Source organism: Acinetobacter seifertii, from assembly GCF_016064815.1.
Lineage (GTDB): Bacteria > Pseudomonadota > Gammaproteobacteria > Pseudomonadales > Moraxellaceae > Acinetobacter > Acinetobacter seifertii.
In genome coordinates, this window is the sequence record NZ_CP065820.1 from 2,593,955 (window position 1) to 2,617,618 (window position 23,664).

Genomic DNA, 23,664 nt, shown 5'->3' on the forward strand with positions numbered 1-23,664 from the left:
TCAGGGTATAGATTCTATACCCTGAATGATCTTGATGTTAAGCAATCTGACGCATATCGATTACTCGCTTTGCCTTACCTTCCGAACGAGGTAAGGTCGCTTCTGTAACAACTTCTACAGTAACGCTAATCCCAATCATGGTTTTAATGCGTTTCATCAACTCCTGAGCAAGTTGATTGGCCTGTATATTACAGTTATGACACATCTCTGTACGAATATGCAAAGTATCCATATGGCCTTTTTTAGTCACCAAAATTTCATAATTTGGAACTAAATGCGGAACTTGCAAAATTTGCTCTTCAATTTGGGTAGGGAAAACGTTCACGCCGCGAATAATCAGCATGTCGTCACTACGGCCAACAATTTTATCCATTTTACGCATCGCCAGATTTTCTCCCGCCAGTAAACGAGTTAAATCACGGGTACGGTAACGAATAATCGGTAAACCTTCTTTGGTAATGGTGGTAAAGACGAGCTCACCAAGTTCGCCATCTTTACAGACTTCACCTGTTTCAGGGTTAATAATTTCCGGGTAGAAATGATCTTCCCAAATGGTTAGCCCTTCGCCCTCACCTAAGCACTGCATCGCAACACCCGGCCCCATTACCTCAGACAAACCATAAATATCGAGTGCTTTAATATTGAGGCGTTCTTCAATTTCACGGCGCAGTTCGTTGGTCCACGGCTCGGCACCAAAAATACCAACTTTTAAAGACGTATTGCGTGCAGTACCAAATTGTTGTTCGAGCTTTTCAATAATGCTCACGCAATACGATGGCGTAACCATAATTGCAGTCGGTTTAAAGTCTTGAATAAGCTGAACTTGCTTTTCAGTTTGCCCGCCAGACATTGGAATAACCGTTGCACCTAAGCGCTCGGCACCATAATGTGCACCTAGACCACCTGTAAATAGTCCATAGCCATAAGCAACCTGAACCATATCTTTCGCGGTTAAACCTGCCATGCGTAAGCAACGCGCAACAATGTCCGACCAAGTATTAATATCTTTTTGGGTATAACCCACCACGGTCGGTTTACCCGTTGTACCCGATGATGCATGTAAACGCACAATCTGTTCTTGTGGCACAGCAAACATCCCAAACGGATAGTTGTCTCTTAAATCCTGTTTGGTGGTAAATGGAAACTTTGCCAGATCGTCTAAAGTTACGAAGTCGTCAGGATGTACACCTGCTTCATCGAACTTTTTCTTATACACCGGACTATTTTCATATACAAAAGTCAGGGTTTGCTTTAACCGTTTAGTTTGCAGCTCTCTAAGCTCTGCAAGTGTTAATTGTTCAACATTATCCGTTGTAAGGCTGTCCATCGCCTATCTCCTCATTATGTAATTTTTAAAACCGTCTAAATTAATTTAAGTTTTCCAAAATCAGTGCGACGCCTTGTCCAACACCTACACACATCGTGCAAAGTGCATAGCGTCCACCTCGTTTTTTTAGCTCACGTGTTGCCGTAATCACTAAACGTGTACCGCTCATACCGAGCGGATGGCCTAACGCAATCGCACCGCCATTTGGGTTAACACGTTCATCGTCATCTTTTAGACCAAGTTCACGCATACAAGCCAAAGACTGGGCTGCGAATGCTTCATTCAGCTCGATCACATCCATCTGATCTAGCGTTAAACCTGTTTGCTTTAAAATTTTCTGCACAGCCGGAACAGGACCTATACCCATATATTTGGGTTCAACCCCTGCACTTGCAATGCCAATCACACGTGCTAAAGGTTTTAAACCATGTGTATCTGCAAATTCACGGTTGGTAATTAACACACATGCGGCGCCATCATTTACACCAGAGGCATTTCCGGCAGTCACCGAACCGCCTTCTTTTCTAAAAGGTGCTTTTAGTTTTGCGAGTGCGTCAAGTGTCGTTTCACGCGGATGTTCGTCTCGATTAACTACGTTCACGTTTTTCTTACGGTCTACAATCTCGACTGGCAAAATCTCATCATTAAAGAAACCGTTTTGTTGTGCAGCAGCCGTTTTTTGTTGGCTACGCAATGCAAATACATCTTGGTCTTCACGACTAATCTGATATTTTTCAGCTACATTTTCGGCAGTTTCCGGCATGCTGTCGGTGCCGTATTGCGCTTTAAGTTGCTTATTTACAAAGCGCCAGCCAATGGTGGTGTCATAAATTTCAGGGGTACGGCTAAACGCTTCGGTCGGTTTAGCTTGTACAAATGGTGCACGGCTCATCGACTCAACACCACCTGCCAACACAAACTGCGCTTCACCTGCTTTAATTGAACGTGCTGCAAGCCCTACCGCATCTAAACCCGAAGCACATAAGCGATTGACCGTCATGGCTGGCACTGTATCAGGTAAACCTGCTAAAAGTGTTGCCATACGTGCAACGTTACGGTTGTCTTCACCTGCTTGGTTAGCGCATCCTAAAAATACTTCGTCTACCGTATTCCATGGCAAGTTCGGGTGTTTATCTTTTAAATATTTGATGGGCAATGCAGCTAAATCATCTGCACGTACAGCACTTAAGGCACCTGCATATCGTCCAATTGGGGTACGAATAAAATCGCAAATTAAAACGTCTTCCATGTTGACTCCTGATTATGCAAATTCGGTCATATCACGTGAATATTGAGTAGCAATGTTTTGAGTTTTCGCTACATATTGCTTGAGGTAGATACTCGCGCGATATTTTTCCTCTCCATACAGTGCATATAAGTTATTTAAAGTTTGGAGCACATAAGCGCCGCCCATTTGTGTCAACCACTGGTAAGGACCCTTAGGATAATTCACTCCATATTTCATGGCATTATCAATATCTTCCAGACTCGCAACACCATGTAAACTTGCTTCGCAGGCTTCATTAATGAGTAAAGCGATGGTGCGTAAGGTTAACAGTGCCGGATGGTCTTTAATCCACATCACGCTGATACCAAACTGTGCAAAGTAAGCCTCCACTTTAGCGAGGTCACTTGCTTCACAAATCTCGTTATGACTGAGTACTAAAGCTTCAGCGTGCTCAAAATCATGATGCCAATCCATTAAAACCACTTTACGGCTTAAGTAATGGATATTGGCTGACTCACCTTGGCTTAAACGTAAGTCGATATCATCAATTTGAAGGATATTGTCGTCACTTGCAGATCCACTTTTTAAACCTAAACGCGTTAAAAACGCAGGTAGCTGAGACCAAATCCCTTTTAGCTGAATATGTGCATCAATTGGCTTGGCAACCACAGCTTTAGGCTGAAATGTCTCGTACTGATTTTTTTGGTTATAACTATAAAAGCCCTGTTTTGACTTACGCCCCCACGCACCCGCATCGACCAATTCCTTTTGAATGAGGCTTGGACGGTAGCGTGGCTCGTAAAAGAACTCTTGATAAACGCTTTGGGTTACCGAAAAGTTAACATCTTGCCCAATGAGGTCGGTAAGTTCACATGGCCCCATCGCAAAACCGCCGCATTGCTTTAATGCATAATCTAGCTGGTCGTAGCTGGTAACTTGTTCTTGCAGTGCTCTAAAGCCTTCTGCATAAAACGGACGTGCAATTCGGTTAACAATAAACCCTGGAGTCGACTTGGTGAGTACAGGAATTTTTTTCCAGCTGAGCATCAAGTTTTTTAAAGCCAGACATAAGCTGTTAGGTGTTTTTAAGCCTTGTACAATTTCAACCAGTTTCATCACTGGCGCAGGGTTAAAAAAGTGTAAACCCACTACACGCTCAGGGTGAGCAATGCCCGCCGAAATTGCAGTGACTGAAATTGAAGATGTGTTACTTGCAAAAATGGTTTGTGCGCTACAGATTTCAGCGAGTTGCTTAAATAAAGACTGTTTAACTTCTTTTTTCTCAACGACCGCTTCAATCACCAAGTGAGCATCACGTAGTGCTTCAACTTGATTGACCACCGTTAAACGCGCTAAAGCTTCATCAGCTTGCTGTTGCGTGAGCTTATTCTTTTCAACCAGCTTTTTAAATGTCTGCTCTAAACCTTGAACGGCTTGTTGCGCTTTTTGAGCATCCAGATCATATAAAACGGTCGAGTGCCCATTAACGATCGCTAACTGGGCAATGCCGATGCCCATGGTGCCAGAACCAATGACGGCAATTCGGGCACGAGATAAGTCTAAATCTGTCATGCTTAGCGCCCTTTAAAATTTGGTTCACGTTTATTCATAAAGGCTTGTACACCTTCACGATAATCTTCGGAACGACCCGCAATACGTTGTAAGTCACGCTCTAACAGCATCTGCTCATCAAAGGTGTTATTGCTTGATTGATGAATCGCTTTTTTAATAAGAGATAGGCCAAATGTAGGCTGTTTCGCTAAACGTTCAGCAAGTTCAGTGACTTTTGTTTTAAGGTCGGCGTCTTCAACGACATCCCAAATCATGCCCCATTCTTTTGCGGTTTCTGCTGGGAGCTTGTCACCTAACAACGTCAAACCCATCGCACGTGCATGGCCTACGGCACGAGGTAAAAACCATGTACCCGCCGAGTCTGGAACCAGTCCTAAGCGGCAAAATGCTTGTACGAAGTTTGCCGATTTAGCTGCTATCACCAAATCACATGCCAGTGCAATATTTGCCCCTGCACCTGCTGCCACACCATTTACGGCGCAAATGACAGGCTTTGGCATATTTACAATCGTTTTAATGAGCGGGTTATAGTAGGTTTCGATGGAATATCCTAAATCTGGAGCTTCAGCATTTGGGTCAACTACACGATCACCTAAGTCTTGCCCTGCACAAAAGCCGCGGCCTTCACCACTAATCACAACACAGCGAACATCTGGATTTTTGGTCCACTGGTTTAAAACCTCAGCCACTTCACGGTGCATATCAACGTTAAAGCTATTCAGTGCTTTTGGGCGGTTAAATGTCAGGTAGCCAACACCATTTTTTTCTTCAGCAATAATATTTTGATAGTCCATCACTCACCTCTAAACACTGGCTTTCTTTTCTCAAAGAAAGCATTAATCCCTTCGTTTCGATCTTTTGTAGCCGCCAACCAGACAAAGTTTTGACGTTCAAACTTGAGTCCCTGACTTAATGTTGTTTCATGAATACTTTTAATTGATTGTTTAATCACGCGAATCGCTAAAGGCGCTTGTTTCGCAATTTTGGCTGCAAGTTGAACCGCATATTCAACGGTTAATTCGGTCGGCACCACTTGACTGCAAATGCCATGTTGCTCTGCCTGTTTTGCCGAAATCATCTCACCTGTCATGGCCCAGCGCATGGTGAGTTGTTGTCCAACCAAGCGTGCTAAACGCTGTGTTCCGCCTGCACCCGGCAACATCCCAAGGCCAATTTCAGGTAATGCAAAACGGGCATTTTCACCGCAAACGACCATATCTGAGTGCAAAACCAACTCAAACCCAGCGCCTAAGGCATAGCCATTGACTGCGCTAATGAGCGGCTTACTAAATGCATCAATTTTTTGCCAAAGCTTCGGGCGAATATCGAGTTGCAAAGTCACGGCGTCCATTGCAGCCAACTCGCTAAGATCTGCTCCAGCAGCAAAACATTGTGAGTTACCCGTTAAAACCACTGCTTTGACTTGAGCATTGTGTTCAGCTTCTTCGAGCAACTCGCATAAACACTGCAATGTTGCATTGTTTAAAGCATTTCTTTTTTCTGGACGGTTTAGGGTTAATAACAAAACACCTTCAGCAGCTGTGCTGGCTCTGATCAACTCTTGCATGACAGCCTCTACTCATCAAAACTCAAACGAACATTTGAGCCTTTTGGTAAGGTTTGACAGCTAAGTACATAGCCCTTTTCGACTTCGTCTTTTTCAAGGCTATAGTTAAGGAACATATCAACTTCACCAGAAACAACTTTACAACGACAAGTCGCACACACCCCACCTTTACAGGCATATGGTAAGTCAGCACCCGCACGTAAAGCCGCATCAAGAATACTTTCATCGTCCTGAGCCACAGAAACAATCAGTTCACGACCGTCTAAAATGATGTTGACCTTTTCTTCTTTACGGTTCGCATCAGCTTCAGCGCTACGTTTACGAGCCTGCCCTGTGTGGAAACGTTCGGTGTGGATTTTTTCTTTTGCAATACCATAGTTTGGCAAAGTGTTTTCTACGGCATTCATCATTTCGTCTGGACCACAGGCAAACACATGGTCAAAACTCGTTTCAAGCACATCAAAATCAAAAAGCTGTTTAAGCTTTTCTTCATCAATACGACCGTTCATTAGTTCACTATCGTTGAACTCACGAGAAAAGATATTGATGAGCTGAAAACGTTCTTTAAACTGATCTTTCAAATCCATAATTTGCTCGGCAAACATGGTTTGTTTCCATGAACGGTTTCCATAGAGCAAGGTAAATTTAGCTTCAGGTTGTTCAAATAAAACTTGCTTAACAATCGATAAAATTGGGGTAATACCACTGCCCGCAGCAACACCTAAATAGTTTTGTCCGCCGATCTTGGCTGCTTTTTGGAAAAACACACCTTGTGGTGGCATCACTTCAAGCACATCACCCACTTTTAAATGGTCATTGGCCCAGTTTGAAAATTGACCTTGATCAATTTTTTTAACCGCAATGCTGATGTCTTCTTTTGCTGCATAGCTACAAATTGAATAACAACGGCGGATTTCACCCGCTTCAGTTAAGTGGCGAATGGTTAAGTGTTGACCCGGTTGAAATTGGAATTGTTCTTGTTGTTCAGGTACAACGTCAAATGCAATACAAATTGCCTGATCGGTTTGAGGCGTAATACTTTTTACTTTTAATGGTACAAATTGGCTCATGGCTGATTTCCTTATCTAAAGACTTAAATACATTTGAAGTAATCAAAAGGCTCAAGACAGTCCTGACATTTATAAAGTGCTTTACAGGCGGTAGAACTAAACTCTGTTAACAGTCGGGTGTGTCGGCTTTTGCAACGTGGGCACTCGACACCATCAATCAAATGAACATGCGTACCGCACTGATGCGCCAACCCTTCTGGTGGTGCAATGCCATAAACTTGCAGTTTCTTTTTACCCGCTTCAGACATCCAGTCGGTGGTCCATGCTTCTGACAAATCGACCATCACTTTGACTGGTGTCAAAGCTTCTGCGGTAAATGCTTCAGCAATTTGTGCTTTCAACATGTCTGTTGCTGGACAACCGCTATATGTCGGAGTTAGACGAACAATAATTTCTTGTTGATCGTTAATTTCTACACCGCGAATCATGCCTAAATCGACAACCGATAAAACCGGAATTTCAGGGTCACTTACCGTTTGTAGAACATCCCAACATTGGTCGATGCAATGACGAATCATTTGCATGGCTCACCTCCTTGTCTTACCAGGTCATGCCCGGATAAGTTCTTTGAATACATTGCATTTCAGCCAACAAATAACCTAAATGCTCGGTATGCAATCCTTGTTTTGCACCACGGCGATAAGCACCGTTCACAGCAACGTTTAATTCAAAGCGCTTAAGCTCAGCTGCAATGGTTTGGTTCCATTGTTCCTTTTCATTTGAAAAATCTGGAATCACGCCTTCTGTAACTAATGCTTGTTCATCTGCATTGAGTTCAAATAATTCAGCGGTAAAGCGCCATAAATTATTTAATCCGTCTTGCACACGTTGATGCGCTTCATCTGTGCTTAGACTTAAACGCTCCATCCAGCTTGTCGAAAAGCGGATGTGGTACTTCACTTCTTTTAAAGATTTCACGGCAAGCGCACTGACTTCTGGAAGCGAGCTTTGCGCTAAAGCCGTAAATAAATGAAGATGGTAATGGTCCATCAACCACTGGCGTACAATCGTTTGTGCAAAATCACCATTCGGTTGTTCGCACAACAATAGGTTTAAAAACTCACGTTCAGTACGGAAATACGCAAGTTGGTCTTCATCACGTTGAGCTTCGTCATATTGACCAGCCAAAGTCAGAAAGTTTCTTGCTTGACCTAACAAGTCCAAGCCGATATTTGCTAAGGCAATATCAATTTCTAGCTCAGGTGCATGCCCGCACCATTCAGCCAAACGCTGAGATAAAACCAGTTGGCTATCGCCAATATGTAATAAGAATTTAGATAAAACTGAATGATTCATGTGTCATCTCCCTTACATGTGCTCAATGCCATCTGGAATATGGTAAAAAGTCGGATGACGATAAACCTTGTCTAAAGAAGGATCGAAAAATTCAGCTTTTTCATCTGGCTGTGATGACTTAATCAGTTCTGAACGAACTACCCAAATGCTAATTCCTTCATTACGGCGCGTATAAACATCACGAGCATGTTGTAGTGCGATTTCATCATCAGGTGCTCTTAAGCTGCCTACGTGACGGTGGCTTAAGCCTTGTTTACTACGTACAAATACTTCGTAGAGCGACCAGTTGTTTTTATCTTCCATTTTGATTTCCTCAAATTTTTCCATAAATCTTGTTAAGCCACTTTGTTCGCTTCAAGCTGCTGTTTTTTCGCATAGACCACGGCTGCATCACGAACCCATTTGCCGTTTTCCCATGCTTTACGGCGTGCTTCGATACGCTCGTGATTACATGGTCCACGTCCGGCAATCACTTCATTAAATTCGTGCCAGTCGATCTCGCCAAACTCGTAGTGACCTGTTTCTTCATTCAGTTTTAAATCTGGATCAGGTACTTCCAAACCTAGCTGTAAAATTTGCGGCACAGTGTTATCAACAAACTTTTGACGTAATTCATCGTTACTAAAACGTTTGATTTTCCATGCCATGCTTTGCGCGCTGTTTGGAGAATGCTCATCACTTGGACCAAACATCATGAGAGCTGGCCACCAGTAGCGATTTACCGCATCTTGTGCCATCTGTTTTTGTTCTGGTGTACCACCTGCTAAAGCCATCATGGCTTCAAAACCTTGGCGTTGGTGGAAACTTTCTTCTTTACAAATACGTACCATTGCACGTGCATATGGCCCGTAAGAGGTACGGCAAAGCGCAACTTGGTTCACAATGGCTGCCCCATCGACAAGCCAACCAATTGCAGCAACATCTGCCCAAGTCAAAGTTGGATAGTTAAAGATTGATGAGTATTTCATTTTCCCATCAATCAACTTTTCCATCATGTCATCACGGTCAGCACCTAAAGTTTCTGCTGCACTGTACAAATACAAACCATGGCCTGCTTCATCTTGTACTTTTGCAAGCAAAACCGCTTTACGTTTTAAAGTTGGCGCACGAGTAATCCAGTTCCCTTCAGGCAACATACCTACAATTTCAGAATGTCCATGTTGCCCAATTTGACGAATCAGTGTTTTGCGGTAGGCATCGGGCATTTGATCCTTAGCCTCGATCGTAATTTCATTGGCAATATTTTGTTCAAATTTCTGGTAATTGTTTTCCATTCTTTCATTCCCTGTAGGCATCACCCTTGAATCTATTTTTCGATACACCAAAAACAAAGTCAATCACTTTTTTAGTATCAAATTAAATCTGCCACAACAAAATGCATCAAATCATTGAAATTATTAATTTTAAGTCAATTGTAAAAAACCTTTTTACTTTTATAAATCAAAATAAAGTTGACTTTTAAACAAATTAATCTGAAATTATGAATCATATTTTTGCAATTTTTATAATTGACGTATCAAATAAAAAAGGAGTTTGGTCATGCTTGAACAAGCACACCTAGAAGGAACCTCAACTGACACAGATTTTCAGCAGCCTGAGCATCAACTGTCTCATCTTGCTTCTTATGTCTATGGAACATGGCATTCGTCTGACGAAGAATTGCGTACCGTTTATCATGCCATTACAGGTGAAGCGATTTATACCGTAAGTAGTCATGGCATAGATATGAAACGTGTTGTTCAATATGCCAAACAGAATGGTTCAGAGTTGGCTAACTGGACGTTTCACCAACGTGCCAATGCGTTAAAACAAATTGCCCAACATTTACTTGAGCGTAAGGAAGAGTTTTACAAACTTGCTTATGCAACAGGTGCAACTCGTAAAGATGCATGGATTGATATTGAAGGTGGCATCCAGACATTATTTGCTTATTCAAGTCTGGTTCGCCGTGAACTCAATGACGAAAAAATTATTACTGAAGATAGCTGGATTCAACTCTCTAAAAATGGAACTTTTGGTGCTAAACACATTTTAAGCCCTAAAGCGGGTGTTGCTGTTCACATTAATGCTTTTAACTTCCCAATTTGGGGAATGCTTGAAAAGATTGCACCGACTCTACTTGCAGGCGTGCCATGTATTGTGAAACCAGCAACCGATGGTGCCCAATTAACTCAAGCAGTTGTAAAAGCCATTGAAGAAACACATGTCTTACCAAAAGGCGCACTACAACTCATTTGCGGTCAGACCTATGATCTGTTAGAACAGTTAGGTCCACAAGACTGCGTGACTTTTACAGGTTCTGCCTACACAGGTCAAAAACTACGTAACCACCCTCACCTCAATAAATATTCGATTCCATTTAGCATGGAAGCCGACTCGGTAAACAGTGCAATTTTAAGCCCTGAGGCAAATGAAGAAACTGTCGATTTATTTGTGCGTGAAGTCTTCCGTGAAATGACTACAAAAGCAGGCCAAAAATGTACTGCGATTCGTCGTGCATTCGTTCCTGAAAATTTGTTAGCGACTGTACAAGAGAAGCTTACTGGCAAACTTGCTAAAGTTGTGGTGGGCGACCCTCAAAAAGAAGAAACCACCATGGGGGCTTTAGCGAGCATAAAACAAAAACATGACGTTGCAGAAAAAGTTGCTGAACTCAGCAAAGATGCAAAAATTGTTTTTGGTGGCAACGATAATAGTTTTACATTTAATGCAGACCACCCTGAAAAAGGTGCTTTTTTCGCTCCAACTTTATTGCTCTGCGAGCAACCTTTACAAGCGACACATGTACATACCACAGAAGCTTTCGGCCCAGTATGTACCCTCATGCCATATAGCAACATTGAAGAGCTTGCCGACCTCGTGTCACGTGGTGAAGGTAGCTTAGTGGCTTCAGTCGTTAAAAATAACGATGAGAATATTGAACAGATTATTCAAAAAATTGCGCCTTGGCATGGACGTGTGCATGTACTCGATGCAGAGTCAGCAAAAGAAAGTACAGGACATGGTTCTCCACTTCCGCATTTAGTACATGGCGGCCCTGGTCGTGCAGGTGGCGGTGAAGAGTTAGGTGGTATTCGCGCGGTTAAACATTATATGCAGCGCACTGCAATTCAAGGTTCTCCAAATAGCTTGACGCAAATTACCCACTCATGGACTGCTGGCTCGAAAGTTAATGAAGACCGCGTACATCCATTTAAAAAGTCTTTTGATGAGTTAGTGATTGGTGAGCGTTTATTAACGGCACGTCGTACAGTAACAGAAGCAGATATTGTTAATTTCGCGTGTTTAAGTGGTGACTACTTCTATGCGCATACCGACAAAATCGCAGCGGCCGAGTCTTTCTTTGGTGAGCGCGTTGCACATGGTTACTTTATTGTGTCTGCCGCAGCAGGTCTATTTGTAGATGCAGCACAAGGTCCTGTGATTGCCAATTACGGTATGGACAACTTACGCTTTGTTGAACCGGTTAAAATTGGTGACTCAATACAGGTTGAACTCACATGTAAACAGAAAACACCTAAACCACAAAAAGACCCATCTCAGCCTGCGCATGGCGTTGTGGTATGGGATATTAAAGTCAAAAACCAACGTGGTGAACTTGTCGCAACCTACGACATTTTAACTTTAGTTGCTCGCGAGGCTTAATGTTTAAAATGAGATGGGGCCACCTCGTCCCCATCTCATTTTTTTAACACTCAATCGCGTTAACAGCGAGACCACCTTTTGAAGTCTCTTTATATTTCTCTGACATATCTCTACCTGTTTCCTTCATGGTTTGAATAACTTTATCTAAAGTCACAAAATGCTCGCCTTCATCATGAAGTGCCATTTGTGCTGCATTAATCGCTTTTACAGCCGCAATCGCATTTCGTTCAATACAAGGCACCTGAACCAAACCACCAATCGGGTCACACGTTAAACCCAAGTTATGTTCAAGCCCAATTTCAGCCGCATGCTCCACTTGCTCAGGTGATGCTCCCAAAATTTCGGCTAAACCTGCCGAAGCCATCGCACACGCCGAGCCGACTTCACCCTGACACCCTACTTCTGCACCAGAAATAGAAGCATTGAGTTTACATAAAATGCCGACGGCTGCCGCACTTAGAAAAAAGCGAACCACTTTATCTTCGGAAAAGTCTTTAGAGAAAGTCACGTAGTAATATAAAACTGCCGGAATAATTCCTGCGGCCCCATTTGTAGGTGCCGTCACTACTCGACCGCCAGCAGCATTTTCTTCATTTACCGCTAAGGCAAATAAATTGACCCATTCCATCGCATGAAAAGTCGTCACAATCAGGTTTGAGTTTTTCTTATTTAATAACTTATCGTGAATTTTTTTAGCCCGACGTTTTACGTTTAATCCGCCCGGTAATATGCCTTCATTAATTAATCCGTTGTGAATGCACTGCTGCATCACTTTCCAAATTTCCATAATCTTGCTACGAATTTCAGCTTCACTACGCCAGCTTTTTTCATTTTCAAGCATTAACTCACTCACTGATAAATGATGAGTTTTACATAAGCTTAAAAGTTCAGCCGCACTGTGAAATGGATAAGGAACCTTAACGTCGTTGGTTTCAGTCTGAGTTTGTGTTAATTGCCTTTGACTAACAATAAAACCACCACCAACCGAATAATAAGTTTCTGCGTACAGAGTTTCTTCGGCTTCATTATAGGCAATCAGTTCCATTGCATTGGGGTGATAAGGCAAAGATTCATCTAAAAAAAGCACATCATGCTTATAGTCAAAACAAATACTCTTTTGTTGATTAAGCTGGATGGCTTTATTTTCAATAACATCTTCAATCAAGCTTGTGCTCAATTGAGTATCGATATGTTCAGGGTCAAAGCCCATTAAACCTAACAGAACAGCCTTGTCTGTTGCATGACCAATACCCGTTGCTGAAAGCGAACCGTATAACTTCACCTGAACTCTAACCGTTGCTTGTAAATTGTTTTGTTTAAATAAATCATCTACAAAACTGTATGCCGCTCGCATTGGTCCAACTGTATGGGAGCTAGATGGGCCAATGCCAATTTTAAAAAGATCAAATACACTAATAAACACTGGGTCCTACCTTAGATTCATTATTATTCGTATGTTCGTCATTATTGTGTCCTTACGGATAGCTCTAAAATTATCATTAAGCCAAATACAAATCACGAATAACTCTTGGGTAGTCGCACAAAAAGAGAACGGTTGAACAAGAACCCTAAGCTCATGAGTCCATAGTCATAAATTTTAAGACTTCTTTTTTAGTAGATGTTTAAAACGATTCTTAAATTAATTTAATGCATCAATTTGTATAAATAACAAACAGCACATATTAGCCATTAGTCGCACGCCCCTATTTTTACTCATTTTTACTGGTAAAGTGCTTTACATGGTTTGATACAACCTACTTAACTCAGATGCATAATTCACCTGTTCTTGCATCTGAAGTTTTTCTGCCTCTAGTCCGCTAGGGGCTTTTTTTTGAATAGCTGAAAAATAATAAAAGCCCATCTTCTGACAGGCTTTCTTGTTCGGTCTTAAATCAATTTTTAATTAAAAAATTAACCACAGTTCGCGTTGGTAATTTTTTTAGTTGCTGGATCAATGGTAACAGTGACACGGTTTGTACGATAATCCATTGTCATTGGCTGACCTGGAGCGACTCTACGTACAATTTCTGACTTGGTTTTTTGTTTGATTTGGTCATCAGTTAAGCCAGACTGACCAACTAATTTTTGAGCTTCTTCAGCTACGCAGTTAGCTTGGTTGTCGCGGAATAATTTCCACTCTTCGACCACTTGACCATTTGGCAAATGACAGTAACCAACCTGACCATTTGCTTCATTTCTAATTTCTAATTTTCCACCTTGATCAACACAATATTTACTTGCTGGGTTTGGTGAACCAATTTTTGGTGGAGTTAACTCTTTATGTTGTACTGCTGAGCAAGCCGTTAACGAAACAAGTGCTAAACCAAGAAAGATAATTTTTTTCATAAATTTTACTTCTTACTAAAAAAGCTAAAGATATCAAAAAAATTCATCTTTTATATGACTTATTTACAATAAAAAACCTTTATAGATAGCGGCTTACAACACATTAAGTTATTCCGATCGGTAAACTATAATCAAAATTTGAAGCCTAAAATCAAGGTTTATGGTCTTTCTAAAATACGTGGTCCAGAGCCTTCTTGTCCTAGTTTATCATCTGGATTTCTTAATGGGCACTGCTCTAGAGAGAGGCATCCACATCCAATACACCAATCCATTTCATCTCTAAGTCTCGTAAGTTTTTGAATACGCTCATCCAAATTTTTCCGCCAGTCGAGAGATAACTCTTTCCATTGCTGTGCAGTTAATTTAGACCCCATTGGGTATTTGCTTAAAGCTTGTTTAATTTCATCTAGTGGAATACCCACAGTTTGCGCAATTTTAATGATCGCTATATAACGTAAAACCACTAAAGTAAAACGTCGTTGATTTCCATTGGTTCTAATACTTTTAATTAAACCTTTTGATTCATAAAAATGAAGTGTTGAAACGGCAACGCCACTACGCTTTGCAACTTCACCTACAGTCAACAAACGGCTCTGATTCATTTCAGTCATTTTTATTAATCTCAAGTTTAGTTGAGGTTTTATAAAAGCATGAGAAAACTTTGTCAAATGAGAAACATAAATTTTAATCATTCATTTATGAGGATTGTTTATAACAACTAAAATTTCGTAAAAGTATTTAGCACTCAATAATGCATAAAAAACAGACAATGTTTTGAAGTCAAATTTTATTAGACCTTATAAAATGCTATTGCCTTCTTTCACAGCCACATATCCAAAACATGTTGTAAACAAATGGCATAGGAGCACCTAATGGATAGACTTTAGCTTCTTCAATTTTATATGTCTTTTTTCTTGATTCGATATGTAAAATATTATCGCAACGAGCAATCACTATTCCTTTTTTATATAATTTTTTTCTTTCATTTTTTGCATCGAATTTATATACCAAAAAGTAAACTTTTTCTCCTACTCCTATCTTTGAATGATTAACCATAATGTAACCATTACAATACTTACATTGCCAATCGTCCATATCTTAAAATATCACATACTCAAATTAGAAAAACATAATAACTGTTATATTATAAAATTATTAAAACCATAAATCTAAAAAATAATTGAATTTTAAAAAATAATACTTATTTGTGACACCCATCACACTAATTTCCAATCAAAATATGGAAAATAAATACCTAAAAGACAAATAGTTACAGCAATGTAGAATTATCATCATTTCTAGCGACCCATAATTTTTCTTGCTATAAAATTAAAAATCACCTCATTGATATTAGGTTAATATAATATATTTATTATATTAATAGTATTGAATTTTATTTAATCCAAATTAATATTACAAAATAAAAAAATAAAAATTTTCATCTTAAATTGAAAAAAATTCATTCCAATATGATTTTAAAAAACTTAAAATATATAGAAACATAAGTTAATTTTTAAATTATGACCATTCAACGTCAAAAAATCGAGCTCCCATTAGGACATAATAAACTATTACTTCATTCATGCTGTGCGCCTTGCTCAGGTGAAGTAATGGAAGCATTAATTGAATCCGAAATAAATTTTTCTATATTCTTTTACAATCCGAATATTCATCCAATAAAAGAATATCTTATTCGTAAAGAAGAAAATATTAGATTTGCAGAAAAACATAATATTCCATTTATTGATGCAGATTATGATACAGACAACTGGTTTGCGCGTGCCAAAGGTATGGAAAATGAACCTGAACGCGGTATCAGATGTACCATGTGTTTTGATATGCGATTTGAACGTACTGCTTTATATGCTTATGAACATGGGTTTAGCTTAATCAGTAGCTCATTAGGGATTTCAAGATGGAAAAATATGACGCAAATCAATGATTGTGGGATTCGTGCTGCTTCTCACTATCCTGAAATTCAATACTGGGACTATAACTGGCGAAAGAATGGTGGCTCTAGTCGCATGATCGAAATTAGCAAACGTGAAGAGTTCTACCAACAAGAATATTGTGGTTGTGTATATTCTTTACGCGATACAAATCGCTGGCGTATGAGTAATGGCCGAGATCGTATTAAACTAGGCGTTAAGTTTTATAGTAATGCTATGGAAGAAGATTAAAACTATTCTATATATTTAATCTTGTTAGTTTATTTATTTTGTTAACTTTTTAATTTTCCATAAAAAGAGCCACATCTGGAGAATGTGGCTAAAAGGTGTACTTAGATGAGCTTTGATGTTTTTAGAATAATAAAGCTAGCTTAAAATAAGATTAATATTATTTTAAATTTAAAATATTTTCGCTATTTAGTTAAATTTCATAAAATTATTAAATTTTACTGAATAATTTACTTTATTTATTAAAAAGTAAAATTAACCAATCTTTCATATATAGTTTAAAAAACTCGCTATTTTATTTGCCTAAAATTAAAGCCAATTTCTTAATATTTTCTATAATTTCCTCAGGTTGATGCGCAGCATAGCCTAATAAAACAGCAGCCTTTTTCGGTGTTCGTTGACAATATCGAGATAGAGGCTGAACCGCCAAACCCAAAGCCGAACAATGTGTAATAAATTCTTGCTCAGTCCATGCGCCTTTTAACCAGCATATAAGATGAATGCCTGAGTCTGTGGGCTGAACATCAAGTATGTCTGGAAGATACTCATTAATTACTTTAATTAGTGTCTGCTGGCGTTCATAGCACGCTTTTCGAACTTTTCGCACATGCCTAGCATAGTGACCTTGTTGTATAAATAGCGCTAAAGCAACTTGTTCTAAATATGAACTTCGCACGTCAGTATAATATTTAGCAGCACTAAAGGTTTCAATTAATGCCTCAGGTACGACCATGAAACCTAAGCGAAACTCCGGAAACATCATCTTGGTAAAAGTACCAGAGTAAATAACACGTTGCTGCTGATCCAAACCTTGTAGGGCTTGGATGGGGTGAGTGCCATAGCGGAATTCACTATTATAGTCATCTTCAAAAATCCATTTTTCTGCTTTATTCGCCCAATCTAATAATGCAAAACGGCGAGTCAAACTTAAAGTTCCGCCTAAAGGAAACTGATGCGATGGCGCAGTGTAAACAAGTTTGCTTTTTAAATAATGCTCTGTAATGTCAGAGACTTGCATCCCCTCTTCATCACTCTCGATTAAATTGACCTTAGCCCCAAAACTTTGAAAAATATTAAAGGCTGCATCATAACCCGGCTCATCTAGGCACACTTCATCATTTGCTTGAAGTAAGGCATAGGCACTCAAATGAATGGCCTGTTGTGTTCCATTTACAATTATAATCTGCTGTTCATTACAATTCAGCCCACGGGTTGAACGCACATATTCGCAAATTGCCTGACGCAGTGGTAAATAACCGCGAGGGTCATGAAATTGACCCAATTGATAATAAGATTGTCGCCAAGCTTGAGTTAATAGCTTCCCCCAAAGCTGATGCGGAAACAAGTCAACACAGCCCACTCCCACATGGAACATTTTTTTCTTTTGAGTTGACCATGACTGCTCTCGCCATGATACCAATAATGCTTCCATATTCGGATTAATATTTAAGGTATGAGGCTTACTTGTTGTCGTTTTTTTTGAAATTTCTTGGATATGTATGAGTTGATCTGGTACAACCTCGGCAACGTAAGTCCCTGAACTCGGTTTAGTAAATAAATATCCTTCATCGAGTAACCGTTCAAGTGCAGCTAATACAGAATTTCGTGAAATCGACATCATGTCTGCTAAAGCACGACTTGAGGGTAATTTTGTTCCGGCAGTGAGCCTTCCATCTAAAATAGCATCACGTAGAGCTGAATATAGTCGGTCTTTAATCTGGCCCTTTGGCAAAATTAAATGTGGAAAAGGCGCAGAAATTGAAGCAGCCATAACGAAACTGGTACTATAAAAAATATCAAAAGTGTACCTTATAAAAATACCACTTTCAAAACTACACTTCAGTTGTCAATTTATCATTACTTTAAAAATAGAGTGTGTTTTTTATGCAAAATCAAGATATTCAAATTGTCCCTGTTCAGCAACAAGACTATTCACAGTGGGAAAAATATTGGCTTGCCTATCAAAATTTTTACCAAGTTAGTTTGCCTCTTCAGGTCACAAAAATAACTTGGAATCGTTTTTTTAATGAAAAAGAACCTGTGTATTGTGCCGTTGCCAAACAGGGCGAACATGTTTTAGGAATTGTGCATTATGTTATTCATCGTTCAACATGGGCAGAGAATAATTACTGCTATTTAGAAGACCTTTATGTTTCACCTGAAGCTCGTGGGCAACATATTGGTAAGCAACTTATCGAATATGTTCAGAAGCAAGCCATTGAACAAAACTGTGACCGTTTATACTGGCATACACAAGAAACCAATCATACGGCTCAAAAACTCTATGACTGGATTGCACAAAAACCCGGTGTTATTGAATACCGTATGTCTTTAACCTAAAAAAGTAAAAACACCAAAAGCTATAATTCTTTTGGTGTTTTATTTTTAACCAAAAATAGTGTTTATTTACTTATTGCTGCGAATAAGCTGACTTACTTTGTCATTCACAGTTAAACATTGGTTAAATGCTGCGAAACGTTTGAGCTCTTGATCTAACTCGAAAAAGAAATGCGCTTTATCTTTTACTGTTTTTTCTAAATGTAAGCTCATTACCTCTAACTGTTTCACACTCCGATGTGCTTTACAGTCAATTCGGCCGACCAACTCATCTTGGTAAAGAATAGGTAAACAGAAATACCAAATACCCGTTTGGCTGCTGGTACATAACATTCGATCCGATAATCAAACTCAAATAAAGAAGTTAAGCGGTCACGATGAATAAGCGACTTATCAAAAGGCGAAAGTATTTTTAAACCAAAAACAGTCTCCACTTTTTGTTCTATTGCAGCTGCATCTACATATAGGGTTTGGCCGTCAGCAAGTTTAACCGCTGATACAACACCAGCATCAACCTGCTCTTTGAGCACAACCCGCATAGCCTCTTTTAAATCATTTTTCTTTAAATGAACTAATTGCTTCCATGTGAAAGCCCCATGTGCTCGAAGCGTATTATTAAATAAATACTGCGCATATTCGTAAAGCGAAGGCATTCTTAAATCAATATTTTCAGGCAAGCAACGCTCAGTCAAATCATAGACTTTTTCCATGCCGTTACGCTCACAGATCATCAGATCGCCCTGCATATATAACTGCTGAAAAGCACGGCGACCCGGACCTGTATTCCACCAATTCCCTAAACTTTTTTTATTTTTCTTGTCGATATCACGTAGTCGAATTTTACCTTCGGCACGAACACGCGCCAATATTTCATTCATCAGGTGTTGATCACCTCTATTAAAATATCGGCTTTCTCCATTCTTAACTGACATCATGGCAGGCAAAGCATAGCGATAATCTTTCATAGGAAGATAAGACGCCGCATGATACCAATATTCAAAAATCTGACGTTCACGAACCAAACTGTTTAAATGGCTTAAATCATACTCAGGCACTCGGCTCCACAATATATGGTGATGAGCACGTTCAACGACAGAGATGGTATCAATCTGCACATATCCTAAATGCTCAATCGCCTGTAAAGTTCCAGCTATGCCTGTCTCAAATAGACTATTTTTTCCTAAGCCTTGTTTGAGTAAGGCAATTTTTTTCAATGAAGATGTCATAAAAACCAAATATTGTTGTATTCATTTAAAATCTAAAAATTTCAGTATTATCCTAACACTCTTCTTTAACCTTATTTGTAGCCAAATAGCATTTCTTTAGGTATGTAATATTCTCTAATCACACCATATTTTATAGGTGAATTTTACTATAACTTTCAGGTGCCAGCCTTACCACTAAAGCCATCACGAGCAGCACACAACATAAATGAAAAATCCATCCCGCTTTATAAGCGCCTGTAAAGTCATGCAATGCTGCTAAAACCCAAGGTGGTATTGCCGCAAGTAAAAAACCTCCACCTTGCATAAGTGCAGATAAAGCTCCTGCATTGCTAGGTTCTTTAAAATGGTCAAGTGCAACAATAAGTGTTAGAGCAAAACAGCCTCCCAAGCCAATGCCTAAACAAATTGCCCATAAAATAGCTGCAAACTCGGGCATAAATGCAAGTCCAGAAAAACCAGCAAATTGCATGAATAGAGTAAACCATAGCCATGGACGGCGATCTTTATATTGTCTAGCTAAAATAGGCAAAATTAATGCTGATGCTGCTTGGCTTAAAGCAAGTAAAGCGAGCAATTTTCCACTTTGTCCACTACTCCAACCATGATCTTGAAATGAAGGTGCTAACCAAGCAACAACCGAGGAATAGCCACCATTAACGAGCCCAAAGCACAGCATTAATAACCATGTTCTTGGTTTCTTAAGCAACATCTTTACAGGTGCTGGAGGTGTATTCGAACTTACGATAGAGGGTAAAAAAATAAATGTTGAGATTAATGCCAATACAGCTGGTATAGCAAAGAAAGCCAGTCCAACAGACCATAAACCCGTTATATTGGAGACCACAGGCGCTAACCATGCGCCTAATGCGCCACCGCCCATAAGCATGGCTGAATAAAGACCCATCATCGGACCAATATGTTGGCTGAACTCTCTTTTGATAATGCCAGGAAAAGCTGCTTGTATCAGCGCGACGCCCAAACCAATCACGACTGCACTGGTAATTAAACCCTCAGCAGTAGGAAATAAAAATCTTAGTACGCATCCAATAAAAATAGTCAGTAAGGAGCCCAAAACAACGCTACGTTCCCCAACCACGCTCTGCACGATTGGACCAACAAAGGCAATAACGCCCATCAACATCATGGGTAATAAAGTGAGTAAAGCTATTCCTTGTAGACTTAATCCAGTTCCTGCCCTAATACTGGAGACTAATGGACCAATACTCGTCATAAAAGGTCTTAAATTAAGTCCAACCAAAGCAACTGTTACGATGAGCATGGGCCTAGCCAAGAAAGCTCCAGACTGCTTCATTACTCTGAGCCTGACTTATTGATTTGATAATTTTGCCAAAGGACATAAAGATCGATGCGGTCTTCAAATCGAACGGGTACATATTCAATTTTCATAGTCTGCTCAGCAAATGGTTTTGCAAGATCAGCATATATTTCAGCTGTAGATAAACCAAAGGGTGTTCCCTCTTCATTAGAATATGCATAGTGAACTGTTTTTATACCTGCTAAACGTATTGCAGCCATACACATTGGGCATGGATGTCCACTTGCATACACCGAGCAGCCTTCTAAGTTAGCAGATCCTAAAACTTGACTAGCTGTACGAATTGCGAGTAATTCAGCGTGAGCCGTTGGATCATTAGTCGTCAAAATTTGATTTACACCCGAAGCAATCACTTGGCCATCTTTTACAATCACTGCGCCAAATGGTCTACCCCCCTTTTCAATATTGTGATAAGCAAGTTCAATGGCTTGGCGTAAAAACATTTGATTTTCTTTCATCCGTTATCCTCAACTACTTTGCACCTGCTAAAAGAAGTAACTTTTCAATTTCACGGTATTCGCTTGAACAAGCATGCCGTAGCAACGAGCAGATTGATTCATATAAGAAACTTAAGTATGAAAAGATCTAAGTAAACTTTAAGAGTAGAACCATTTGGAACTAGAATAAGCGTGCTTAAAAGTATTTGGAAATTAAATTATTTAATCGATTGTATTAAGATTATAAATACTTAAGCATTCCGTTCTTTGCCTAGTTGGTGATAATTCTTATGTTTGACCCTCGTCTTCTTCGTGCATTCGTGACTATTTTCGAAAGTGGCAGTTTTACCGCCGCTGCTGATAAGTTGCACCTGACACAATCAACGATTAGTCAGCAGTTGGCACGTCTTGAAGAATCTGTTGGTCATTCACTTATTGATCGCACATCACGACCTTTACAATTGACTGCCTCTGGTGAATATTTAATTGGCTATGCTCAAAGGATTTTGACACTTCAACAAGAAGCAGAGGCCGTTCTAAAAGATCCAGCAGGTAGTATTCCTATTCGGATTGGCTTACCAGAAGATATGATGAGTACCGCTATGGCAGAAATTTTCGGCATGTTCGCACAAGCCCATCGGTCTATTCGTTTAGATGTTACTTCTGGCCTAAGCCGTAACCTAACAGAGCGTTATCGAAATGGTGAGCTGGATATTATTATTGTAAAAGAACCAGCCGCTAGTGCTGATTGTTATGCATCTTTTCCAGAAGAAATGGCGTGGTTTGAAAGTGAAAATACCACCACACCGATGTCCGATCCAATTCGTTTAGTGACTTTCCCCCAAGGAGGACTTTATCGAGACGAAATGTTTGAAACCTTAGAACGTGAACGAAGACGTTGGTATATTGCTTTTACAGGCAGTAGTTTAGAAAGTGTTTTAGTGAGTGTTGAAACGGGTTTAGGAATATCTTTACTCCCTGTAAGTACCACTATAGGTCGTCGTGTACGTAAATATAAGTCGTTAGGCGAAGCTTCACCTATGGTAGTTTCAATTTACACATGGGAAAAAGCTGGGTTGATTTCCCAGCTTGCTGATAAGATGACTACTTTATTGCACGATCGTTTCAAATCGCTCTCTTAAGCTTTTAACTTATTTCATTTAAGCTTTCAGCAATTAATTTTTCCGCCATTTCCTGAGTTTTCCTCAAACCAGGCATTCTATATTCCGTATGACCATAGTCTTGTATAGATTTCCAGCGACCACCCCATGTCAGTCCAACTGACTCTGCAACTTGCCCATATAGTCGGTACCCCTGCATAGCCCATGGATCACGTTCAGAAATAACAACTTTACCATTTCGTTTAAATGCTACATCTGCCGCCAAACCAAATTGATGATAACTTTGATAGCCTTTTGCCTTGGTGGTATTCGGGTTGCCTGCCAACATATTTTGGCGGCCTGGGCTGCGATAACCTTCAAGCAAAACAAGCTCATAACCATATTGCTCTTTCATAATTTTAAAGACCATGAGTAAACGCTGCTTATAGCGTGGGTTCATTTTGTCCCACTTACGGTTGACCATATTGGTATCTAAAATTGCACGACCATCGAAACTTGCTTTATCAATAGGTGAAGAATTAATTGCACCACTGTCTTGAGAAGCATATTGTTGTTCTAATTGCGTCGCTTCAACAATTGCCGCTTCAATCAGACCTTCATCGACTTCAGGCGGTGGTGATAAGATTTCTCCATTTAATAACGCATAAATTTGCGGATCAGTTTTTTTCAAATATTCGGCTTCAATCCGAGTTGAGCTAATTGGGCGAGTAAAAGCAAAAACTAAAATACTGGCAAATAAGAAAAATCCTGCAATTACAATCCACCATTGCTGCAAATGCCAATGAGATTGTAATTTTTCAGGTGCAGCTGCCTGATTCATGGTTTGGGCAAATTGCCGTACTTGATTCAGTTGTCGACGCCCTTGAGGTAATAAAGATAGAACAAATGTTCTACCCTTACTTCTGAGTTCGTAAGACATTAAAAATGCCAGCCCTATAGCAAGGCAGGCAAAACAAAAGAAAATTAGAAAAATCATCAT

At 39.8% G+C, this 23,664-nt stretch carries 22 protein-coding genes and 1 pseudogene; 4 read left to right on the forward strand and 19 right to left on the reverse strand.

Annotated elements, in window-relative coordinates; genetic code table 11:
• Window positions 1-37 precede the first annotated feature (37 nt).
• From paaK to paaA, 10 genes are read right to left on the reverse strand one after another with little or no spacing between them, the layout of a single operon-like run.
• Window positions 38-1,327 (reverse strand): phenylacetate--CoA ligase PaaK, encoded by a 1,290-nt coding sequence (gene paaK / locus I8T81_RS12030; protein WP_004702409.1) that lies wholly within the window; start codon window positions 1,325-1,327, stop codon window positions 38-40.
• Between the two features lie 40 nt (window positions 1,328-1,367).
• Window positions 1,368-2,576: a 3-oxoadipyl-CoA thiolase gene (gene pcaF / locus I8T81_RS12035; RefSeq protein ID WP_198071291.1), complete on the reverse strand. Its 1,209-nt coding sequence runs from the start codon at window positions 2,574-2,576 to the stop codon at window positions 1,368-1,370.
• Between the two features lie 12 nt (window positions 2,577-2,588).
• Window positions 2,589-4,127, reverse strand: a complete 1,539-nt coding sequence (locus I8T81_RS12040; RefSeq protein WP_198071292.1) for a 3-hydroxyacyl-CoA dehydrogenase — start codon at window positions 4,125-4,127, stop codon at window positions 2,589-2,591.
• Window positions 4,128-4,129: 2 nt separating this feature from the next.
• Window positions 4,130-4,921, reverse strand: a complete 792-nt coding sequence (gene paaG / locus I8T81_RS12045; protein WP_151741416.1) for a 2-(1,2-epoxy-1,2-dihydrophenyl)acetyl-CoA isomerase PaaG — start codon at window positions 4,919-4,921, stop codon at window positions 4,130-4,132.
• Window positions 4,921-5,694 (reverse strand): enoyl-CoA hydratase-related protein, encoded by a 774-nt coding sequence (locus I8T81_RS12050; RefSeq protein WP_198071293.1) that lies wholly within the window; start codon window positions 5,692-5,694, stop codon window positions 4,921-4,923. The genes paaG and I8T81_RS12050 overlap by 1 nt, the downstream gene beginning before the upstream one ends.
• Before the next feature lie 8 nt (window positions 5,695-5,702).
• Complete coding sequence (paaE, locus tag I8T81_RS12055) at window positions 5,703-6,764, reverse strand: 1,2-phenylacetyl-CoA epoxidase subunit PaaE (protein ID WP_198071294.1); 1,062 nt, start codon at window positions 6,762-6,764, stop codon at window positions 5,703-5,705.
• 23 nt (window positions 6,765-6,787) lie between these two features.
• Complete coding sequence (paaD, locus tag I8T81_RS12060; RefSeq protein ID WP_198071295.1) at window positions 6,788-7,288, reverse strand: 1,2-phenylacetyl-CoA epoxidase subunit PaaD; 501 nt, start codon at window positions 7,286-7,288, stop codon at window positions 6,788-6,790.
• Window positions 7,289-7,304: 16 nt separating this feature from the next.
• Entirely contained in the window at window positions 7,305-8,060 is a 756-nt protein-coding gene (gene paaC / locus I8T81_RS12065; protein ID WP_198071296.1) for a 1,2-phenylacetyl-CoA epoxidase subunit PaaC, read from the reverse strand.
• A 12-nt stretch (window positions 8,061-8,072) separates the two neighbouring features.
• Window positions 8,073-8,363, reverse strand: coding sequence for a 1,2-phenylacetyl-CoA epoxidase subunit PaaB (paaB, locus tag I8T81_RS12070; protein WP_000389648.1), 291 nt, complete (start codon window positions 8,361-8,363; stop codon window positions 8,073-8,075).
• A gap of 32 nt (window positions 8,364-8,395) precedes the next feature.
• Window positions 8,396-9,334, reverse strand: coding sequence for a 1,2-phenylacetyl-CoA epoxidase subunit PaaA (gene paaA, locus I8T81_RS12075; RefSeq protein WP_004793398.1), 939 nt, complete (start codon window positions 9,332-9,334; stop codon window positions 8,396-8,398).
• Window positions 9,335-9,599: 265 nt separating this feature from the next.
• Between paaA and paaZ the strand changes: the two genes are divergently transcribed.
• Complete coding sequence (gene paaZ / locus I8T81_RS12080) at window positions 9,600-11,705, forward strand: phenylacetic acid degradation bifunctional protein PaaZ (RefSeq protein WP_198071297.1); 2,106 nt, start codon at window positions 9,600-9,602, stop codon at window positions 11,703-11,705.
• 43 nt (window positions 11,706-11,748) lie between these two features.
• Here the strand turns inward: paaZ and I8T81_RS12085 are convergent, their stop codons facing one another.
• The 4 genes from I8T81_RS12085 to I8T81_RS12100 all read right to left on the reverse strand — a co-directional run bounded on the left by I8T81_RS12085 (window position 11,749) and on the right by I8T81_RS12100 (window position 15,146).
• The gene (locus I8T81_RS12085; RefSeq protein WP_198071298.1) at window positions 11,749-13,128 is read right to left on the reverse strand and encodes an L-serine ammonia-lyase; all 1,380 of its coding nucleotides are present in this window, start codon (window positions 13,126-13,128) and stop codon (window positions 11,749-11,751) included.
• Between the two features lie 488 nt (window positions 13,129-13,616).
• The gene (locus I8T81_RS12090) at window positions 13,617-14,051 is read right to left on the reverse strand and encodes an I78 family peptidase inhibitor (protein ID WP_198071299.1); all 435 of its coding nucleotides are present in this window, start codon (window positions 14,049-14,051) and stop codon (window positions 13,617-13,619) included.
• 158 nt (window positions 14,052-14,209) lie between these two features.
• Window positions 14,210-14,662 (reverse strand): redox-sensitive transcriptional activator SoxR, encoded by a 453-nt coding sequence (soxR, locus tag I8T81_RS12095; RefSeq protein ID WP_151762446.1) that lies wholly within the window; start codon window positions 14,660-14,662, stop codon window positions 14,210-14,212.
• Between the two features lie 196 nt (window positions 14,663-14,858).
• A complete protein-coding gene (locus I8T81_RS12100) occupies window positions 14,859-15,146 on the reverse strand; it encodes a hypothetical protein (protein WP_004702430.1) in 288 nt (95 codons plus the stop codon).
• 425 nt (window positions 15,147-15,571) lie between these two features.
• Between I8T81_RS12100 and I8T81_RS12105 the strand changes: the two genes are divergently transcribed.
• Window positions 15,572-16,231 carry an epoxyqueuosine reductase QueH gene (locus tag I8T81_RS12105; protein ID WP_004702432.1) on the forward strand — a complete coding sequence of 220 codons (660 nt, stop codon included), beginning with the start codon at window positions 15,572-15,574 and terminating at the stop codon, window positions 16,229-16,231.
• A 292-nt stretch (window positions 16,232-16,523) separates the two neighbouring features.
• Here I8T81_RS12105 and pdxR read toward each other — a convergent pair whose 3' ends face one another.
• On the reverse strand, window positions 16,524-17,999 hold the full coding sequence (pdxR, locus tag I8T81_RS12110; RefSeq protein WP_198071300.1) for a MocR-like pyridoxine biosynthesis transcription factor PdxR: 1,476 nt from the start codon (window positions 17,997-17,999) through the stop codon (window positions 16,524-16,526).
• A gap of 113 nt (window positions 18,000-18,112) precedes the next feature.
• Here pdxR and I8T81_RS12115 point away from each other — a divergent pair, with 113 nt between their 5' ends.
• A complete protein-coding gene (locus tag I8T81_RS12115) occupies window positions 18,113-18,568 on the forward strand; it encodes a GNAT family N-acetyltransferase (protein WP_198071301.1) in 456 nt (151 codons plus the stop codon).
• Between the two features lie 66 nt (window positions 18,569-18,634).
• Here I8T81_RS12115 and I8T81_RS12120 read toward each other — a convergent pair.
• From I8T81_RS12120 to I8T81_RS12130, 3 genes and pseudogenes are all read right to left on the reverse strand, one after another.
• Window positions 18,635-19,791: pseudogene (locus I8T81_RS12120) on the reverse strand (winged helix-turn-helix domain-containing protein).
• 130 nt (window positions 19,792-19,921) lie between these two features.
• On the reverse strand, window positions 19,922-21,103 hold the full coding sequence (locus I8T81_RS12125) for a cyanate transporter (RefSeq protein ID WP_198071302.1): 1,182 nt from the start codon (window positions 21,101-21,103) through the stop codon (window positions 19,922-19,924).
• Complete coding sequence (locus I8T81_RS12130; protein WP_198071303.1) at window positions 21,103-21,585, reverse strand: nucleoside deaminase; 483 nt, start codon at window positions 21,583-21,585, stop codon at window positions 21,103-21,105. Before I8T81_RS12130 ends, I8T81_RS12125 begins: the two co-directional genes overlap by 1 nt.
• A gap of 269 nt (window positions 21,586-21,854) precedes the next feature.
• On the opposite strand from I8T81_RS12130, the gene I8T81_RS12135 reads away from it, so the two are divergent.
• On the forward strand, window positions 21,855-22,706 hold the full coding sequence (locus I8T81_RS12135; RefSeq protein ID WP_198071304.1) for a LysR family transcriptional regulator: 852 nt from the start codon (window positions 21,855-21,857) through the stop codon (window positions 22,704-22,706).
• Between the two features lie 4 nt (window positions 22,707-22,710).
• Here the strand turns inward: I8T81_RS12135 and I8T81_RS12140 are convergent, their stop codons facing one another.
• The gene (locus tag I8T81_RS12140) at window positions 22,711-23,664 is read right to left on the reverse strand and encodes a M15 family metallopeptidase (protein WP_019457589.1); all 954 of its coding nucleotides are present in this window, start codon (window positions 23,662-23,664) and stop codon (window positions 22,711-22,713) included.

Excerpts from the sequence above, each read along its gene's own strand:
- I8T81_RS12140 (WP_019457589.1), bottom strand. The coding sequence starts at position 23,664 with ATGATGATTTTTCTAATTTTCTTTTGTTTTGCCTGCCTTGCTATAGGG.
- I8T81_RS12105 (WP_004702432.1), top strand. The coding sequence starts at position 15,572 with ATGACCATTCAACGTCAAAAAATCGAGCTCCCATTAGGACATAATAAA.
- paaK (WP_004702409.1), bottom strand. The coding sequence starts at position 1,327 with ATGGACAGCCTTACAACGGATAATGTTGAACAATTAACACTTGCAGAG.
- pdxR (WP_198071300.1), bottom strand. The coding sequence starts at position 17,999 with ATGGCTGCTTCAATTTCTGCGCCTTTTCCACATTTAATTTTGCCAAAG.
- I8T81_RS12100 (WP_004702430.1), bottom strand. The coding sequence starts at position 15,146 with ATGGACGATTGGCAATGTAAGTATTGTAATGGTTACATTATGGTTAAT.
- I8T81_RS12135 (WP_198071304.1), top strand. The coding sequence starts at position 21,855 with ATGTTTGACCCTCGTCTTCTTCGTGCATTCGTGACTATTTTCGAAAGT.
- paaE (WP_198071294.1), bottom strand. The coding sequence starts at position 6,764 with ATGAGCCAATTTGTACCATTAAAAGTAAAAAGTATTACGCCTCAAACC.
- paaG (WP_151741416.1), bottom strand. The coding sequence starts at position 4,921 with ATGGACTATCAAAATATTATTGCTGAAGAAAAAAATGGTGTTGGCTAC.
- paaB (WP_000389648.1), bottom strand. The coding sequence starts at position 8,363 with ATGGAAGATAAAAACAACTGGTCGCTCTACGAAGTATTTGTACGTAGT.
- I8T81_RS12090 (WP_198071299.1), bottom strand. The coding sequence starts at position 14,051 with ATGAAAAAAATTATCTTTCTTGGTTTAGCACTTGTTTCGTTAACGGCT.
- I8T81_RS12130 (WP_198071303.1), bottom strand. The coding sequence starts at position 21,585 with ATGAAAGAAAATCAAATGTTTTTACGCCAAGCCATTGAACTTGCTTAT.
- I8T81_RS12040 (WP_198071292.1), bottom strand. The coding sequence starts at position 4,127 with ATGACAGATTTAGACTTATCTCGTGCCCGAATTGCCGTCATTGGTTCT.
- pcaF (WP_198071291.1), bottom strand. The coding sequence starts at position 2,576 with ATGGAAGACGTTTTAATTTGCGATTTTATTCGTACCCCAATTGGACGA.
- soxR (WP_151762446.1), bottom strand. The coding sequence starts at position 14,662 with ATGACTGAAATGAATCAGAGCCGTTTGTTGACTGTAGGTGAAGTTGCA.
- paaC (WP_198071296.1), bottom strand. The coding sequence starts at position 8,060 with ATGAATCATTCAGTTTTATCTAAATTCTTATTACATATTGGCGATAGC.
- I8T81_RS12050 (WP_198071293.1), bottom strand. The coding sequence starts at position 5,694 with ATGCAAGAGTTGATCAGAGCCAGCACAGCTGCTGAAGGTGTTTTGTTA.
- paaD (WP_198071295.1), bottom strand. The coding sequence starts at position 7,288 with ATGCAAATGATTCGTCATTGCATCGACCAATGTTGGGATGTTCTACAA.
- paaA (WP_004793398.1), bottom strand. The coding sequence starts at position 9,334 with ATGGAAAACAATTACCAGAAATTTGAACAAAATATTGCCAATGAAATT.
- I8T81_RS12125 (WP_198071302.1), bottom strand. The coding sequence starts at position 21,103 with ATGAAGCAGTCTGGAGCTTTCTTGGCTAGGCCCATGCTCATCGTAACA.
- paaZ (WP_198071297.1), top strand. The coding sequence starts at position 9,600 with ATGCTTGAACAAGCACACCTAGAAGGAACCTCAACTGACACAGATTTT.
- I8T81_RS12115 (WP_198071301.1), top strand. The coding sequence starts at position 18,113 with ATGCAAAATCAAGATATTCAAATTGTCCCTGTTCAGCAACAAGACTAT.